Genomic DNA, 14,001 nt, shown 5'->3' on the forward strand with positions numbered 1-14,001 from the left:
CACCGGCACCGACGTGCCGGTATACAGGGTCGGTGGAAGATCCCCTGCCCGAGCAGATGCGCGCCGCCAGCACCACACTGCTGGCCGCACTCAGTCCCGCCGCCCGCGAGAGCGCCGTGTACCCGTTCGACGACGAGGCGAGCCGACGCTGGCTGGAGTACCGGCCCCGACCCCGACCCGGCGTCTGCCTCGCCGAGTTGGACATCGCCGGGCGCAAGGCCGCGCACCGGCTGCTGGCCACCGCGCTGAGCCCTTCGGCGTACGCGCAGGCGATGGCGATCATCTCGCTGGAGGAGGTGCTGGACCGGGCCGAGGACTGGCAACGGGGACGGCACAGCGGTGACTACTGGGTGGCCGTCTTCGGCGATCCGGCGCGCGACGACCGCTGGGCGTGGCGGCTCGAAGGACACCACCTGTCGGTGAACATGACCGTTGTCGACGGCCAGGTCTCCCCCGCGCCGATCTTCTTCGGCGCCAACCCGGCCTCGGTCCGGTACGCGGGACGCCCGGTCTCGCGCCCACTCGGCGTCGAGGAGGACCTGGCCCGGGCACTGCTCGACGCGCTGGGGCCGGCCGAGCGGGCCGCCGCGATCATCACCGACGAGGCGCCGGCGGACATCATCAGCGCCACCCGTGGGCGGGTCGACGGGCCGCTGGAGCCGCTCGGCGTGCCGGCGGACCGACTGGGGCCGACCGGCCGCGCGTTGCTCGACCAGGTGGTCGCGCTCTACCTGGACCGGCTGCCGCCCGAGCTGGCCATCCGGGAGGCGGCCCGACTCGACGCCGGCCAGCTGCACTTCGCCTGGGCCGGCCCGACCCGCCCCGGGCAGCGGCACTACTACCGGGTGCAGGGCGACGACCTGCTCATCGAGTACGACAACACCAGCGCGGACGGCAACCACGCGCACACCGTGCTACGCCGCCCCGCCAGCGACTTCGGCGCCGACGTCCTGGCCACCCACCACCAAACCCACCACTAACCCCCACCCCACGGTCCCGCCCCCACTCCCGCCGATCTTGCAGTTTCGGTGGACGGGTTGCCCGGTCAGGCGGCTTTTGCGAGCACCGAAACTGCAAGATCGACGCGTGCGGGTCAGGGGCGGGTGGCCTCGATGAGGAAGCGTTGGGCGTGGGCCACGAAGGGGCCGTCGGCGATGCGGCGGTGCAGGTCTCGCAGCTGGTCGCGATAGCGGTCGACCGTGAACCCGGGCACTGTCCAGATCACCTTGCGCAGGAACCAGACCACCGCGCCCACGTCGAAGAACTCCGCCCGCAGGGTCGCCCGGCGCAGGTCGACCACCCGCAGCCCGGCGGCCTCGGCGGCGGTGACCGCCTGCTCGGGATGCCGCGCGGTCGGCGGTGGCAACGGACCGAGGATCGCCTCACTCAGCTCCCGCATGGTGCCCGGCCCGATCTGCTGCGACAGGAAGGTGCCGCCCGGCCGCAGCACCCGGGCCGTCTGCGCCCAGTCGGTCCGCACCGGATGCCGGCTGACCACCAGGTCGAAGGTGGCGTCGCGGAACGGCAGCGGCCCGTCCGGGGCGACCGCCACGACCGTCGCGCCCACCCGGTGCAGGGTCCGCCGGGCGACCTCGACATTCGGCGGCCAGGCCTCGGTGGCGGTCAGCAGCTTCGGCGGGCGAGGCACCTCGGCGAGCACCTCCCCGCCTCCGGTGTCCACGTCCAGTGCCGCGTCGGCACGTGCCATCCGGTCAGCGACCAGCCGGGTGTACCCCCATGGTGGACGCTCCTCGGTGGCCCGGCCGGCCAGCCATTCGAAGCCCCAACCATCAACCGGCACGGCAGCCGCCTCCGCGATCAGCTCGTCGGCATCATGCGCAGCATTCATGGCGGTCAGCCTCGTTGGCCGGTCACGCGGCCGGCAACCCATTTGCGGGCCGGGCTGGGCCGGACGCGGGACCGGGCCGGGCTCGGCCCTTCTCGTTCCAAAGGGCCGGTAGCCTGCGGCGCCGGGCAGCGGTACGGGCACCGGTTGGAGCGGCGGATCTCAGCCGAGGCCGAGCTTGTGCTCCTCGAGGGCGGCCTGGAGGATTCCGAGGGCCTTCGGCCCCATGCCGTGCAGTTTTGCCAGGTCCGACCGGGGAACGCCCGCGAGCTGTCGCAGTGTGGTGTAACCGGCGCCGTGCAAGGCTCGTGTCGCGGGCGCACCGATCTTCGGAAGCGTGTCCAGAGACGAGATCATCCGCGGATGATAATCGGCGACCTGCACGGACGGCGGCTCCGCGCGCCGGCCTGCCGCCCAGTCAGGGGCGTGGGCGGATGATCTCGGCGGTGGAGCCGGCGAATGCGTCCAGACTGCCGGCCTCGCCACGTGCGGTGTCGAACTGGCGCATGAGCCGGGCGCCCAGGTGTACGCCGACCCCGCCGACGGCCAGCGCGACCAGCTCGGTGATCAGGATCGCGGCTGACGCGCCGCGCTGCGGGGACTGTGCCCGGATCAGGCTGGTGAGCAGGAACATGCCGGCCATAGCCGCGTTCACCAGGTTGAAGGCGATGGCGGTGCGGCGGGTGTGGTCACTCGGTACGTCCCACAGGTCGACCATGCCGGCCACCGTGGTCAGCGCGGCGGCGACGAGGGCGGCGACGCCCGTCCAGTAGCCGACCTCGCCCAGGAACGCCGGCCCGCCGACGACGTCGGTGAGGTCGAAGACGGCGGCGCTGACGAAGAGCCCGAGCGGGAACGTCACCAGCATCGGTTGGATGGGGTGCCCCTGCACCCGCAGCCGGCTCTGCATCGGTCCTCCCCGGGTCGGCGCAGCTCATCTGACCAGAGTGCTACCCGAGCCCGGTCGCGGCGAAACGATGCCGCCCGACTCCTCGCTGACGGGGAGAACGGGCACCCGGGCCGACGCGGATCCGCAGAAGCGGCTGGTGATCAACTCGGGCTTCAGGAAATCGGGGCATCTGCGAGCCCAGGACACCCCGGCATCAAGGAACCCGAGTGGATCATTCGGCCGGCGCCGACGACGTCAAGGTCAGACGACGTGAAGGTCAGTTGTCGCGCTGGCGGGAGACCGTACGGACCAGTCGCTCGGCCACCTCGCGCAGCGGGATGTCCAACGACGACGCGGCGGTACGCAGCACTTCGAGAGCCTCGGCCGGTGGGCATCCGCGCTGCGTCATGATCACGCCGACGGCCTGGCCCACCGCCCCGTCGTGCAGCAGCGAGGTGTCCCGCTCGCCGGCGAGGGCGAGTTGCCGACCCCGGTCGCGGACGGCGGCCAGCAGCAGGCCCGCGTGCTCGGCGAGCAGCATCGCGGTGAGCTGGTGTTGCGGGGTCAGCAGGTCCGGCGATCCCGCGTAGAGGTTGATCGCGCCGATCACCTGATCGTCGATGTCCACCGGCGCGGAGATCACCCCGCGTACGCCAAGGTCGCGTGCGCGCGCCGTCCAGGCCGGCCAGCGGGGCTCGCCGGCCAGGTCGACGGCGAGGATCATCTCGCGGCGTCGGATCGCGCTCATCGCGGGCGAGTCCGGCCCGTGCCGAAGGTCGTCCAGGCCGGCCAGCCGCTCGTCGGAGGCGGCCACCCCGGCCGGTTCACCGGCGCGCAGGGCGGTGAACCCGCACCAGCGCACCCCCGCCACCGCATCCCGGGTGACCCGGACCAGCGCCAGCAGGGCGTCATCGAAATCGGTCAGCGCGATCAGACCGGCGGTCAGCTCGCGTAACAGTGCGGCAGTCTCCAGGACACCGAGGTTCTCCACCACCGGTTCCCGCGTGTCGAGGTTCACCGGGCCGCAGCCTCCGTACGCCCTCGCGCCTGCCCAGCGGACATCGTCACCTGTGTCATCGTCTGCTCTCTCCCGACTCGACCGACCCGCCCTACTACCCTGGGAAACCCGGGTCGAAACGGCATATATCGGGGCCCCTACCGCACGCTGAGGCGCGACAGGGGCCCCGAAGGCCCGTGTCAGCGCGCGGCGCCGCTGAGCCGCCGCCCGATCGAGGCGATCAGCCGGTCGAGCTCGGAACCGAACGGGTTGTCGTGCACCAGGTACGTCCAGGTGGCGGTGGGCCGGACCAGGGTGCCGTCCTCGGGCTGCCAGTCCTCATCAAATTCGGTCTCGTTGAAGGTGGCGATGGTGCGGGCCTCGATCTCCGGGATCAGGTCGTTGAACGCCGGCACCGCGGCCCGGTGGAACTCGTCCAGCGGATCGAGCCGGCCCAGCGCGCGCAGGTGCACGCCCTCGCGGACCTCCGACAGCTCGGCCAGGTGCTCCGCCCAGAGCCGGTCCAGGTGGTAGAGCGCGATCGACCGGGCCGCCCGGGCGAGCAGGTCCTCGTCCATCTCGCCGGCCTTCTCGGGCTCCTTCTCGAGCAGCATCACCGCGGCCACGTCGCTGGTCAGGAGCCGCTCCCGACGCGCGGCGAGGGCCTTGCGCTGCTGCTCGATCACCACGCTGTAGCGCCAGGTGTTGCGGTGGATCTCGTGGTTGACGCCCTCGGCGACCCGCTGGGCGTGCTCCACCGCGTAGTCCACCTGCTCGTCGGTCACCAGGCCGTCGGCGTTCATCCGTGGCGACGCCGGCACCGAGTCGGCGGCGTGCCGGACGACCAGGTCGTCCTCCAGGCTGACGAAGAAGACCGAGCCGCCCGGGTCGCCCTGCCGGCCGGCCCGACCGCGCAGCTGGTCGTCCACCCGGCGGCTGTCGTGCCGGCCGCTGCCGATCACGTAGAGCCCGCCCAGCTCAGCCACCCGCTCCTGGTCACTCTGGTCACTGCCGCCGAGCCGGATGTCGACGCCCCGGCCGGCCATCTGGGTGGAGACGGTCACCGCGCCGTACGCGCCGGCCTCGGCGATGATCGCCGCTTCCTCGTCGTCGTTCTTGGCGTTCAGCACCACGCAGGGCACCCCGGCCGCGTTCAGCCCGGCGGCCAGGCCCTCGGACTCCTTGACGTCCAGTGTGCCGACCAGCACCGGCCGCCCCTTGGCGTGCCAGCGCTGGATCTCGTCGATCAGCGCCTCGTCCTTCTCGGCCCGGGTGGCGTAGATCCGGTCCGGCTCGTCCTCGCGGACGCACGGGGTGTTCGGCGGGATCACCGCGACCTCGAGGCCGAAGAACTCGCGGAGCTGGTCGCCGACCAGCACCGCGGTGGCGGTCATGCCGCAGACCTTCGGGTAGAGCCCGATGAACGCCTGCACGGCGATGGTGCCCAGCACCTCGCCCTCGGCGGTGGCGTCCAGGCCCTCCTTGGCCTCGACCGCGGCCTGGAGCCCGTCCGGCCAGCGGCGGCGCTGGGCCACCCGGCCGCGCATCTCGTCGATCAGCTCGACCGAACCCTCCCGGACGATGTAATCCACGTCACGGTGCAGCAGGGCGTGCGCGTGCAGCGCCACGTTGACCGCGGAGAGCTGCGCGACGTGCTCCTCGTCGTACAGGTCGATGCCCAGCTTGGCCTCGACGGCGGCCAGGCCGGCGGCGGTGAACGCCACGCTGCGCCCGTCCTCGGCGGCCGTGTAGTGCCGGCCCTTGCGCAGGCCGCGCACCAGCGCGGCGGCGGCGTGCACCGGGTCCTGCTCGCCCGGCACCGCGCCGGCGAGGACCATCGGCACCCGGGCCTCGTCGATCAGGATCGAGTCGGCCTCGTCGACGATCGCGGTGGCCAGCGCGGGCTGCACCCGGTCGTTCACGTCGGTGACCAGCTGGTCGCGCAGGTAGTCGAAACCCGCCTCACTGACCGAGACGTAGGTGACGTCGCAGGCGTACGCGTCGCGCCGCTCCTGCGGGGTGGAGGCCTCGTTGACCCAGCCGACGGTGAGGCCGAGCAGGGTGTAGACCGGCTCCATCCACTGGGCGTCGCGGCGGGCCAGGTAGTCGTTGACGGTGAGCACGTGCACCGGGCCGTTGCCGAGCCGAACGTGCCCGTACGCGGCGATCGTGGCGGTCAGGGTCTTGCCCTCACCGGTGGCCATCTCGGCGACCTTGCCCGACAGCAGCGCCATCGCGCCGAGCAGCTGCACGTCGTACGGCCGCTGATCGAGGCCACGGCGGGCGGCCTCGCGGCCGACGGCGCAGATCGCCTCGTAGTCGGCGGCGGCACCCGCGGCCTCGGTCAGCTCGGCGTCGTCGAGCGCGGCGAGCTCAGCCTCGCGCGCCTCGATCGTCGGCAGCAGCTTCTCCAGCGGAGCAAGATCCACGGTCGAGCCGGGGCGCTGGAGGAACCGCCGGAACTTGCTCTTGAACCGTTGCGACACACCCATGAGCGGCAACGGTACGCGATTCCGGCCGGCTCGCGCGGCCCGGCCGCCCGGCATGTCGACCCGGACGGGACGGAGTCAGCCGACCAGCAGCTGGTGGGTGGCGAACTCCCGGTAGAGCGGGTCGGTGGCACTCAGCTCGGCGTGGGTGCCCACGGCCACCACCCGGCCGCCGTCGAGGACGACGATCTGGTCGGCGTCGACCACGGTGGCGAGCCGGTGCGCCACGATCAACAGCGTTCGCCGGACGGCCACCGCGTCGATGGCGCGGCGCAGCGCGGCCTCGTTGCGGGAGTCGAGGTTGCTGGTCGGCTCGTCGAGCAGCAGCACCGGCGGGCCGGCCAGCAGCGCGCGGGCGATGGCCAACCGCTGCCGTTCACCCCCGGAGAGCAACACCCCGCCCTCCCCCACCTGGACGCCCAGGCCCTGTGGGGAGCGCTGGACCAGGTGGCCCAGGTTGACCTCGTCGAGGACCTCGTGCAACCGGTCGTCGGTGGCGTCCGGCGTGGTGATCAGCAGGTTCTCCCGCAGCGTGCCGGCCAGCACGGGGGCCTCCTGCTCGACGTAGCCGAGCCGGGCCCGCAGCGCGTCGCGGGGCAGGTCCCGGACGTCGGTGCCGTCCAGCCGGATCGTGCCGGCGCTCACCTCGTAGAAGCGCTCGACCAGGGCCAGCAGGGTCGACTTGCCGGCGCCGGAGGGGCCGACCAGGGCGGTCCGGGTGCCGGCCGGGACCGCGAAGCTGACCTCGTGCAGCACCGGCTCGCCGCCCGGGTAGCCGAACCCGACCCGGTCGAACTCGATCATCGGGGCGGGACGGCGCGGGGTCAGCGAGACGGTGGCGGGCACCGGCCGGTCGGCCGCACCCTCCGCCGGCACGGCGAGGATCTCCTCGATCCGTTGCAGGGCACCCAGGCCGGACTGCAACTGGGTGTACGCCCGCAGCACCTGCGCCAGCGGCAGCGCCAGGAGGAACAGGTACATGACGAACGCGACCAGGTCGCCGACGGAGATCGCCCCGGCGGCCACCCGCGCCCCGCCGATGCCGAGCACCAGCAGGAACGCGCCCTGCACGGTGATCGAGCCGATCGGCCCGACCAGCGACTGCACCCGGGCCACCCGCAGCCCCGCCGCGTACGCCTCCCGCGCGCTGCCGGTGACGGTCTCCGCCTCCCGGGTCTCGGCGCGGCTGGCCCGAATGGTCCGGGCCGCCGAGATGGCCCGCTCCACCGCCGAGGTCATCTCGCCGATCCGCTCCTGGGCGGCGCGGGCCAGCGCCCGGACCCGGCGGGCGAAGGTGGCCGCGAAGCCCAGCCCCAGCGCCACCCCGAGCAGGGTGACACCGAACAGCAGCGGGTCGAGCAGCACCATCGCCGTGCCGGCGCCGACCACCGTCACCGCCCCGGTGACCGTCTCGAAGAGCCCGGAGGTGACCACCGCCCGCAGCAGCGTGGTGTCCGAACCGACCCGGGAGAGCAGGTCGCCGGTGCGCCGACGGTCGTACTCGGCGATGGGCAGCCGCAGCAGATGCCCGGCCAGCCGCCGCCGGGTGCCCAGCACCAGCCCTTCGGCGGTGCGTTGCAGGAGGTAGTCGCGCAGCCCGCCGATCGCCGCGCCGAGCACCACGAGGGCCACCAGCACCGTCACCAGCCCGGTCACGCTCTGCTCGGCACCGATCCGGTCGAGCACCGACCGGGTGAGCAGCGGCTGGGCCAGCGACGCCGCCGCGCCGACCAGCGACAGCACACCCACCACGACCAGGGTGCCGAGGTGCTCACGCAGGTACGGCAGCAGCGCGGCCAGCCCGACCGGCCGACCCTTTGGGGTGTCGCCGACCGACCGGCCGGCACGGGTGTCGCCGACCGACCGGTCCTCCAGGGTGCTCATGCCGGGAACGGTAGCCCGCCCGGTCACGCGGCGAGCGCGCTCCGGGGCCAGGTCACGCGGCCAGCACCACCTGGAGCTCCTGGCGGCGACGGTCGGCCAGGTCGGTGAGCAGGGCGGGCGCCTCGTCGAACGGCACCACCGCCGAGACGAGGTGCTTGCGGATCACGTCCCCGTACGCCCGGAGCAGGTCGATGGTCTCGGCGGAGAGCCGCTCACGGTCCCAGGTGGGCGCGAGCCCACGCGGCACCCGGCCGATCTGCGCACAGCGCAGCGACAGGCCGTTGTGGTGGAACTCCTCACCCAACCGGACCGCGTCCGCGCCGCCCTGGTAGAAGGCGAGGTCGATCACGGTGCCCTGTGGCCGCAGCAGCCGCAGGGCGAGCTGCAACGCCCACGCCTGCCCCCGGCACTGGAACACCACGTCGGCCCCCCGGTCGCCGACGGTGTGCGCCCAGCGGGTCTTGAGCACCACCGCCGGGTCGTCCGCACCCGGGTCGAGGGTTTCCAGGCCGAGCGCCTCGGCGACCCGGCGGCGGTGCGGGGTCGGATCGAGCACCACCACCGAGGCGGCGCCGTTGCGCCGGGCGAACAGTGCGGTCAGCAGGGCCACCACACCGGCACCCACCACGGCGACCCGCCGGCCGCGTACCCCGTCGCCGAGCGCGCGGACGTCGACGCCGTGCAGGTCGGCGGCGGCGTGCAGGAGGCCGTTGGCGCAGATCGGGCCCATGTGCGCGACGTACACGCCGAGCAGCGGGTCCAGGTCGTCGGGCAGCGCCACGAACCGCTCGGCGACCGGGTCGGCCAGCCAGCCGGTGCGGTGCCCGTACGTCATCGCACCGACCGTGCCCACCGCGACGGCCGGGGTCTCGCTCTCCACCACACGGCCGACCTGCATGTAGCCGAGCCGGGTCACCGGGTACGGGGTGCTGGCCGCGCCGGGCTGGAACAGCCCCAGGTCGGCGTTCCAGGTGACGTTCAGGTACGGGTTGGTGCCCTTGACGTAGCTCAGCTCGGTGCCGGCGGAGACGCCGCTGAACAGTGTCTCGACCCGGAAGGTGCCGGGGCGCACCGGGGCGGCGTCCTGCTCCGCCAGCTCGACCCGGCCGGGGCCGTTGACCACCACGACCCTGTCACGCATCGACGGTCACCCCGGTGCTGAGCACCGCCGGCCCGGTCGGTGTGGCCAGCCGCACGGTCGCGCCGGTACGGGCGGAGTCGGCCACCGCGAGGGCCAGCCGCTGGGTGGCCAGCGCCTCGGCGTACGGGACGCGGACGTCGTCGCCGATGCCGCGGACGGCGTCGATGAAGGCGCGGTCCACCGCCACCCGGGCTGCCTCCGGGTCGGCGGGAACGTGTCGTTCACCGTCGGCGTCACGGATCGACAGGCCGTCCTCGGTGAGTGACAGGGCGAGCCCGTCGGCGAGGATCTCCAGGCCGGCGCGGTGCTTCCAGCCCAGTACGCAGGCCGCGCCGAGTGTGCCGACCGCGCCACCGGCGAACCGCAGCGCGGCGGTGGTCACCGAGTCGATGTCGGCGCCGTCGACCGGCGGCGGGGTGCCGTTGCCGTACGCGGTGACCTCGGTGACCTCACCGACCAGGGCCCGGATCAGGTCCAGCACGTGCGCGGCCTGCTCGACCACCGGGCCGCCGGAGCGGTCCCGCCGCGACCACCAGGCCACCGGGGGCACCTTGTCCAGCCAGACGCCGCTGACCATCCGCACCGGGCGGTCGGCGAGCAGGTCGCGAGCCTCGTCGAGCACGCTCAGGTAACGCCAGTGATGGCCGACGGCGGTGCGTAGCCCGCTGCCCGCGACCAGGTCAGCGATCCGCTCGGCGGTGGGCAGGTCGACCGCGACGGGCTTCTCCACGAACATCGGCACCCCGGCGTCGATCACCGCCTCCTCGGCCGGGCCGTGCGCGAACGGGGGCACGCAGACGTACACCGCGTCCGGACCGGTGGCCAGCAGTTCGGCGACGTCGGCGCAGGCCCGGCCGCCGTACTGTGCGGCCAGCGCGGACGCCGCCTCCGGCGCGACGTCGGTGACCGCGACCAGCTCGACGTCATCGAATCCGGCCAGCACCCGGGCGTGGCGTTGTGCCACTCCGCCGGCTCCGACCAGGCCTACCCGGCACTCACGCATCCGACACCCCTCCGAGGACGTTTCATGTGCGATGGGAGCAGTCCCCGCGGATGTGCGCAATCAAACGTTCACCCCCCGGGAACCCGACAGCGTCACCTCCGTGATCAAGCTGTTGCCTTGCAGGCGGTTAGCGCAGGGTGGGGAATGGGAACAACCAACCTCGGTTCTTCCGCCCACGATTCGGAGGGGTGCCCGTGCGAGATACGACATCGAGCGTGTCACCGGTGGTGGAGGCGTGGGCCACGTACCGGACGACGTCGGCGGCGGACTGGCCTGTGCGCCGGTTGCTGCGTGCCAAGGGCGAGACCCGGGTCAGCGTGGTGCTGCCGGCGCGCAACGAGGAAGTCACGGTCGGGGCGATCGTGTCGACGATCCGGGAGCACCTGATGGATCGGGTCGCCCTGGTCGACGAGCTGATCGTGGTGGATTCACGCTCGACCGACCGCACCGCACAGGTGGCCCGTGCCGCCGGCGCGGAGGTGGTCAGCCAGGACGCGATGACCCGAGGGCTGCCCCGGCTGACCGGCAAGGGCGATGCGCTCTGGGCGGGTCTCGCCGCCGCCGAGGGGGACGTGGTCGCGTTCATCGACGCCGACCTGCGGGAGTTCCGCCCGCACTTCGTGACCGGGCTTCTCGGCCCGCTGCTGACCGACCCGTCGGTGGATTTCGTGAAGGGCTTCTATCACCGGCCCCTGGTGGGCAGCGCCAGCGTGGAGCCCGACGGTGGGGGCCGGGTGACCGAGCTGATGGCCCGACCGCTGCTCAACCTCTTCTGGCCCGAGTTGGCCGGCTTCGTGCAGCCGCTCGCCGGTGAGTACGCGGGCCGCCGCGACGTGCTGGCCCAGGTGCCGTTCGTCTCCGGGTACGGGGTGGAGACGGCCATGATGATCGATCTGCTGGACCTGGTCGGCCTGGACGCGATGGCGCAGGTCGACCTCGGTGAACGCAAGCACCGGCACCAGGACACGGCGGCGCTGGGCCGGATGTCCGCGCAGATCATGTTGACCGCCTGGTCCCGGTTGCAGCGGCGCGGCTGGGCGACCCCCGGGTTCGCGCCGGAGGCGTTGCTGACCCAGTTCCGTCGCGGTGGCTCGGACACCCTGCCGAACCTCGACCGCGAGATCGTGGTCAGCGACGTGTCCATCGAGGAGCGCCCGCCGCTGGCCGAGTTGCGCCACCGGGTGCCCCGCCGACGGGTGGCCGCCGCGTGATCGGCGGAAGGGGCGGGGAGCGATGAGCCTCACCGTGCTGATGAACGCCGGCCCGTGGCTGTCGGTGCCACCGCCCGGTTACGGGGGCATCGAGAACGTGGTCGCCACGCTGGTGCCGGAGCTGCGGCGACTCGGCGTACGGGTGGTGCTCGCCTCGGTGGGCAGCAGCACCCTCCCGGTGGACGAACAGGTGTCGGTCTTTCCCGACGGGCAGTTCGCCGCGTTGCAGCGGCCGTACAACCAGGTCTGCGGGATCGCCCAGGCGCACCTGGCCGGGGTGGTCCGCGAGCTGCACTCCCGCGACGACATCGACCTGGTGCACGACCACGTGGAGGCGGTCGGGCTGGCCACCCTCGCCGCGATGGGGCCGGCCGGCCCGCCGACCCTGCACACCCTGCACTGGGACCTGGCCAAGCACCCCGCGCTCTACGGCACCCTGGACGGCGGCGACCGGGTCCGGGTCAACGGCGTCTCCGCGTCGCAGCTGGCCCGGGCCCCGCTGGCGTTGCGGGAGCACTCGGTGGGGCACGTGCACCTGTCCACCCCGCTCGCCGTGGACGCCGACCGGCGGCCCCGGCCGGAGAAGGGCGAGCACCTGCTCATCCTGGGCCGGATCAACCCGGGTAAGGGCCAGGACGTGGGTGCCCGGCTCGCCCATCGCGTCGGGTTTCCGCTGGTGCTGGCGGGGCCGGTCGGCCCGTACCATCGGCCGGCCGACCTGGCCGCCGCCGGCGACGACGCCCGGCAGAACCCGGACGTGCGCTTCTTCCTCGACGAGGTGGCGCCGCACGTCGACGGTGACCTGGTCCGTTGGGTCGGCACCGTGGCCGGTCAGGAGCGGGACGACCTGCTCGCCAGCGCCCGCGCGTCGCTGTTCCCGTTGCGGTGGGAGGAGCCGGGCGGCACGGCGGTGGTCGAGTCGCTCGCCCTGGGCACGCCGGTGGTGGCCACCGCCCGGGGTTGCCTGCCGGAGCTGATCGAGCACGGCAGCACCGGGCTGCTCACCACCGAGGAGGAGGAGCTGGGCGACCTCGTACTCGCCGCCGAGTTGCTCGATTCCGACGAGTGCCGGCGGGTGGCCGCGCGGCGGTTCACCCCCACCGTCATGGCCCAGCGTTACGTCGAGCTGTATGAGCGGGTCCGCCAGCTGGCCGGCACTCCGAGGCTGCTGCCGGCCTGACCGTCGGTTTGTCGGCGGCGGCAGCGGGTAGCCGACACCGCTCATTCCCGCCGTGCAGCGAGGAGCCGGTGATGGTCGGATCGATGGCGCACTCCCGGGCCCGACCCAACCCGGCCGACGGCAAGCCGCTGGTCCGCCGCGCGGCGACGACGGTGGGGGTGCTGTTCCTGCTGATCGGCGTGCTCGGCTTCGTGCCGGGGATCACCAGCGGCACCGACGACCTGCGCTTCGCCGGCCACGGCTCGGGCGCGTACCTGTTCGGCGCCTTCCAGGTGTCGGTGCTGCACAACCTGGTGCACCTGGTGTTCGGGGTGGCTGGCCTGGTGCTGGCGCGGACGGTCACCGGGGCCCGGACGTTCCTCATCGGCGGCGGCGCCGTCTACCTGGTGCTCTGGCTCTACGGGCTGGCGGTGGACCACGACACCGGGGCGAACGTGCTGCCGGTCAACGATGCCGACGGCTGGCTGCACCTGGGGCTCGGTGTCGGCATGATCGCATTGGGCCTCCTGAGCGGGCGGTCCCGGTCGTGACCGCCTCGCGGTCCGGTTTGCCGCGGTACGGCCCCGGGTAGTTCGCAGATCCCGACCCACCAGCGAATCGAGGGCACCGATGTCCAGTCGGATCACCTGCGAGGTGCGCACCACGGCACCCGTGGCGGTCGTCCGGCTCAGCGGTGTGCTGGACCTGTGCACGATGCGGTCGGTGCACCAGGCGCTGGACGGCGCGCTCGCCGATCAGCCGGAGTCGCTGGTGGTCGACCTCGCCGAGGTGGACGTCGAGGACCGGCTGGCGCTCTCCGTCTTCGCGGCGGCCGCCCGCCGGGCCGAGGAGTGGCCGGCCGTGCCGGTGGTGCTCTGCGCCCCGTCGCCGGTCGCCGCACGATGGCTGGCCGAGTCGACCACGTGCCGGGTGGTCCCGGTGTCCGCGGACTGCACGGAGGCGACCCGGGTGGCCGGCGCGACGGCCGCGTTGCGGATGCGGGCCCGGCTGGAGCCGGTGGCCGAGGCCTGCCGGCGCGCCCGGGAGCTGGTCACCGACGCGTGCACGCGGTGGAACCTGCCCGAGGCGTCCGGCCCGGCCGCGTTGGTGCTCAGTGAACTGGTCGGCAACGTGGTCCGACACGCGGGCACGCCGATGCAGGTGACGGTGACCCTGCGCCGGCCGTACCTGCATCTGGCGGTCGTGGACGGCAGCCGCGCCCAGGCCCGGCCGGGAGGGACCGACCTGCGGGCCGAGGGTGGGCGCGGGCTGCTGCTGGTACGGGAGCTGGCCCAGCGGTGGGGCAGCGTGCCGGCCGGTCCGGGCAAGGCCGTCTGGGCGATGCTGCCCGCGACCTAAGCGTTCGAGACGCTTGCGCCGGT

General features: G+C 73.3%; 13 protein-coding genes. 5 read left to right on the forward strand and 8 right to left on the reverse strand.

Going from position 1 to position 14,001, the window contains the following annotated elements:
* The first annotated feature begins 32 nt into the window (after window positions 1-32).
* Window positions 33-980 (forward strand): DUF3500 domain-containing protein, encoded by a 948-nt coding sequence (locus ACQEUX_RS08960; protein ID WP_433043997.1) that lies wholly within the window; start codon window positions 33-35, stop codon window positions 978-980.
* Window positions 981-1,093: 113 nt separating this feature from the next.
* On the opposite strand, the gene ACQEUX_RS08965 is transcribed toward ACQEUX_RS08960, so the two are convergent.
* From ACQEUX_RS08965 to ACQEUX_RS09000, 8 genes are all read right to left on the reverse strand, one after another.
* Complete coding sequence (locus tag ACQEUX_RS08965; protein ID WP_433044000.1) at window positions 1,094-1,849, reverse strand: class I SAM-dependent methyltransferase; 756 nt, start codon at window positions 1,847-1,849, stop codon at window positions 1,094-1,096.
* 159 nt (window positions 1,850-2,008) lie between these two features.
* Window positions 2,009-2,203 carry a helix-hairpin-helix domain-containing protein gene (locus tag ACQEUX_RS08970; protein WP_433044003.1) on the reverse strand — a complete coding sequence of 65 codons (195 nt, stop codon included), beginning with the start codon at window positions 2,201-2,203 and terminating at the stop codon, window positions 2,009-2,011.
* A gap of 61 nt (window positions 2,204-2,264) precedes the next feature.
* Window positions 2,265-2,756, reverse strand: coding sequence for a DUF2231 domain-containing protein (locus ACQEUX_RS08975; RefSeq protein WP_433044006.1), 492 nt, complete (start codon window positions 2,754-2,756; stop codon window positions 2,265-2,267).
* A 256-nt stretch (window positions 2,757-3,012) separates the two neighbouring features.
* On the reverse strand, window positions 3,013-3,753 hold the full coding sequence (locus tag ACQEUX_RS08980) for a GAF and ANTAR domain-containing protein (RefSeq protein WP_433044009.1): 741 nt from the start codon (window positions 3,751-3,753) through the stop codon (window positions 3,013-3,015).
* Between the two features lie 179 nt (window positions 3,754-3,932).
* The gene (gene secA2, locus ACQEUX_RS08985) at window positions 3,933-6,224 is read right to left on the reverse strand and encodes an accessory Sec system translocase SecA2 (RefSeq protein ID WP_433044012.1); all 2,292 of its coding nucleotides are present in this window, start codon (window positions 6,222-6,224) and stop codon (window positions 3,933-3,935) included.
* A 75-nt stretch (window positions 6,225-6,299) separates the two neighbouring features.
* A complete protein-coding gene (locus ACQEUX_RS08990; protein ID WP_433044015.1) occupies window positions 6,300-8,105 on the reverse strand; it encodes an ABC transporter ATP-binding protein in 1,806 nt (601 codons plus the stop codon).
* A 52-nt stretch (window positions 8,106-8,157) separates the two neighbouring features.
* Window positions 8,158-9,246 carry a zinc-dependent alcohol dehydrogenase gene (locus tag ACQEUX_RS08995; protein ID WP_433044018.1) on the reverse strand — a complete coding sequence of 363 codons (1,089 nt, stop codon included), beginning with the start codon at window positions 9,244-9,246 and terminating at the stop codon, window positions 8,158-8,160.
* Window positions 9,239-10,249, reverse strand: coding sequence for a Gfo/Idh/MocA family protein (locus ACQEUX_RS09000; RefSeq protein WP_433044021.1), 1,011 nt, complete (start codon window positions 10,247-10,249; stop codon window positions 9,239-9,241). The genes ACQEUX_RS08995 and ACQEUX_RS09000 overlap by 8 nt, the downstream gene beginning before the upstream one ends.
* Before the next feature lie 227 nt (window positions 10,250-10,476).
* On the opposite strand from ACQEUX_RS09000, the gene ACQEUX_RS09005 reads away from it, so the two are divergent.
* The 4 genes from ACQEUX_RS09005 to ACQEUX_RS09020 all read left to right on the forward strand — a co-directional run bounded on the left by ACQEUX_RS09005 (window position 10,477) and on the right by ACQEUX_RS09020 (window position 13,978).
* Window positions 10,477-11,460, forward strand: coding sequence for a glucosyl-3-phosphoglycerate synthase (locus ACQEUX_RS09005; RefSeq protein ID WP_433049699.1), 984 nt, complete (start codon window positions 10,477-10,479; stop codon window positions 11,458-11,460).
* A gap of 22 nt (window positions 11,461-11,482) precedes the next feature.
* Window positions 11,483-12,640 (forward strand): glycosyltransferase, encoded by a 1,158-nt coding sequence (locus ACQEUX_RS09010; protein ID WP_433044024.1) that lies wholly within the window; start codon window positions 11,483-11,485, stop codon window positions 12,638-12,640.
* 71 nt (window positions 12,641-12,711) lie between these two features.
* Window positions 12,712-13,170 (forward strand): DUF4383 domain-containing protein, encoded by a 459-nt coding sequence (locus ACQEUX_RS09015; RefSeq protein WP_433044027.1) that lies wholly within the window; start codon window positions 12,712-12,714, stop codon window positions 13,168-13,170.
* Between the two features lie 79 nt (window positions 13,171-13,249).
* The gene (locus tag ACQEUX_RS09020; protein ID WP_433044030.1) at window positions 13,250-13,978 is read left to right on the forward strand and encodes an ATP-binding protein; all 729 of its coding nucleotides are present in this window, start codon (window positions 13,250-13,252) and stop codon (window positions 13,976-13,978) included.
* Window positions 13,979-14,001 lie beyond the last annotated feature (23 nt).

Source organism: Micromonospora sp. CA-259024 (assembly GCF_050936255.1).
Classification (GTDB): domain Bacteria; phylum Actinomycetota; class Actinomycetes; order Mycobacteriales; family Micromonosporaceae; genus Micromonospora.

What these genes read in the sequence shown, in the direction of transcription:
- ACQEUX_RS08965 (WP_433044000.1), bottom strand. Translation starts at nt 1,849, where the DNA reads ATGAATGCTGCGCATGATGCCGACGAGCTGATCGCGGAGGCGGCTGCC.
- ACQEUX_RS08970 (WP_433044003.1), bottom strand. Translation starts at nt 2,203, where the DNA reads ATGATCTCGTCTCTGGACACGCTTCCGAAGATCGGTGCGCCCGCGACA.
- ACQEUX_RS08975 (WP_433044006.1), bottom strand. Translation starts at nt 2,756, where the DNA reads ATGCAGAGCCGGCTGCGGGTGCAGGGGCACCCCATCCAACCGATGCTG.
- secA2 (WP_433044012.1), bottom strand. Translation starts at nt 6,224, where the DNA reads ATGGGTGTGTCGCAACGGTTCAAGAGCAAGTTCCGGCGGTTCCTCCAG.
- ACQEUX_RS08990 (WP_433044015.1), bottom strand. Translation starts at nt 8,105, where the DNA reads ATGAGCACCCTGGAGGACCGGTCGGTCGGCGACACCCGTGCCGGCCGG.
- ACQEUX_RS08995 (WP_433044018.1), bottom strand. Translation starts at nt 9,246, where the DNA reads ATGCGTGACAGGGTCGTGGTGGTCAACGGCCCCGGCCGGGTCGAGCTG.
- ACQEUX_RS09000 (WP_433044021.1), bottom strand. Translation starts at nt 10,249, where the DNA reads ATGCGTGAGTGCCGGGTAGGCCTGGTCGGAGCCGGCGGAGTGGCACAA.
- ACQEUX_RS09010 (WP_433044024.1), top strand. Translation starts at nt 11,483, where the DNA reads ATGAGCCTCACCGTGCTGATGAACGCCGGCCCGTGGCTGTCGGTGCCA.
- ACQEUX_RS09015 (WP_433044027.1), top strand. Translation starts at nt 12,712, where the DNA reads ATGGTCGGATCGATGGCGCACTCCCGGGCCCGACCCAACCCGGCCGAC.
- ACQEUX_RS09020 (WP_433044030.1), top strand. Translation starts at nt 13,250, where the DNA reads ATGTCCAGTCGGATCACCTGCGAGGTGCGCACCACGGCACCCGTGGCG.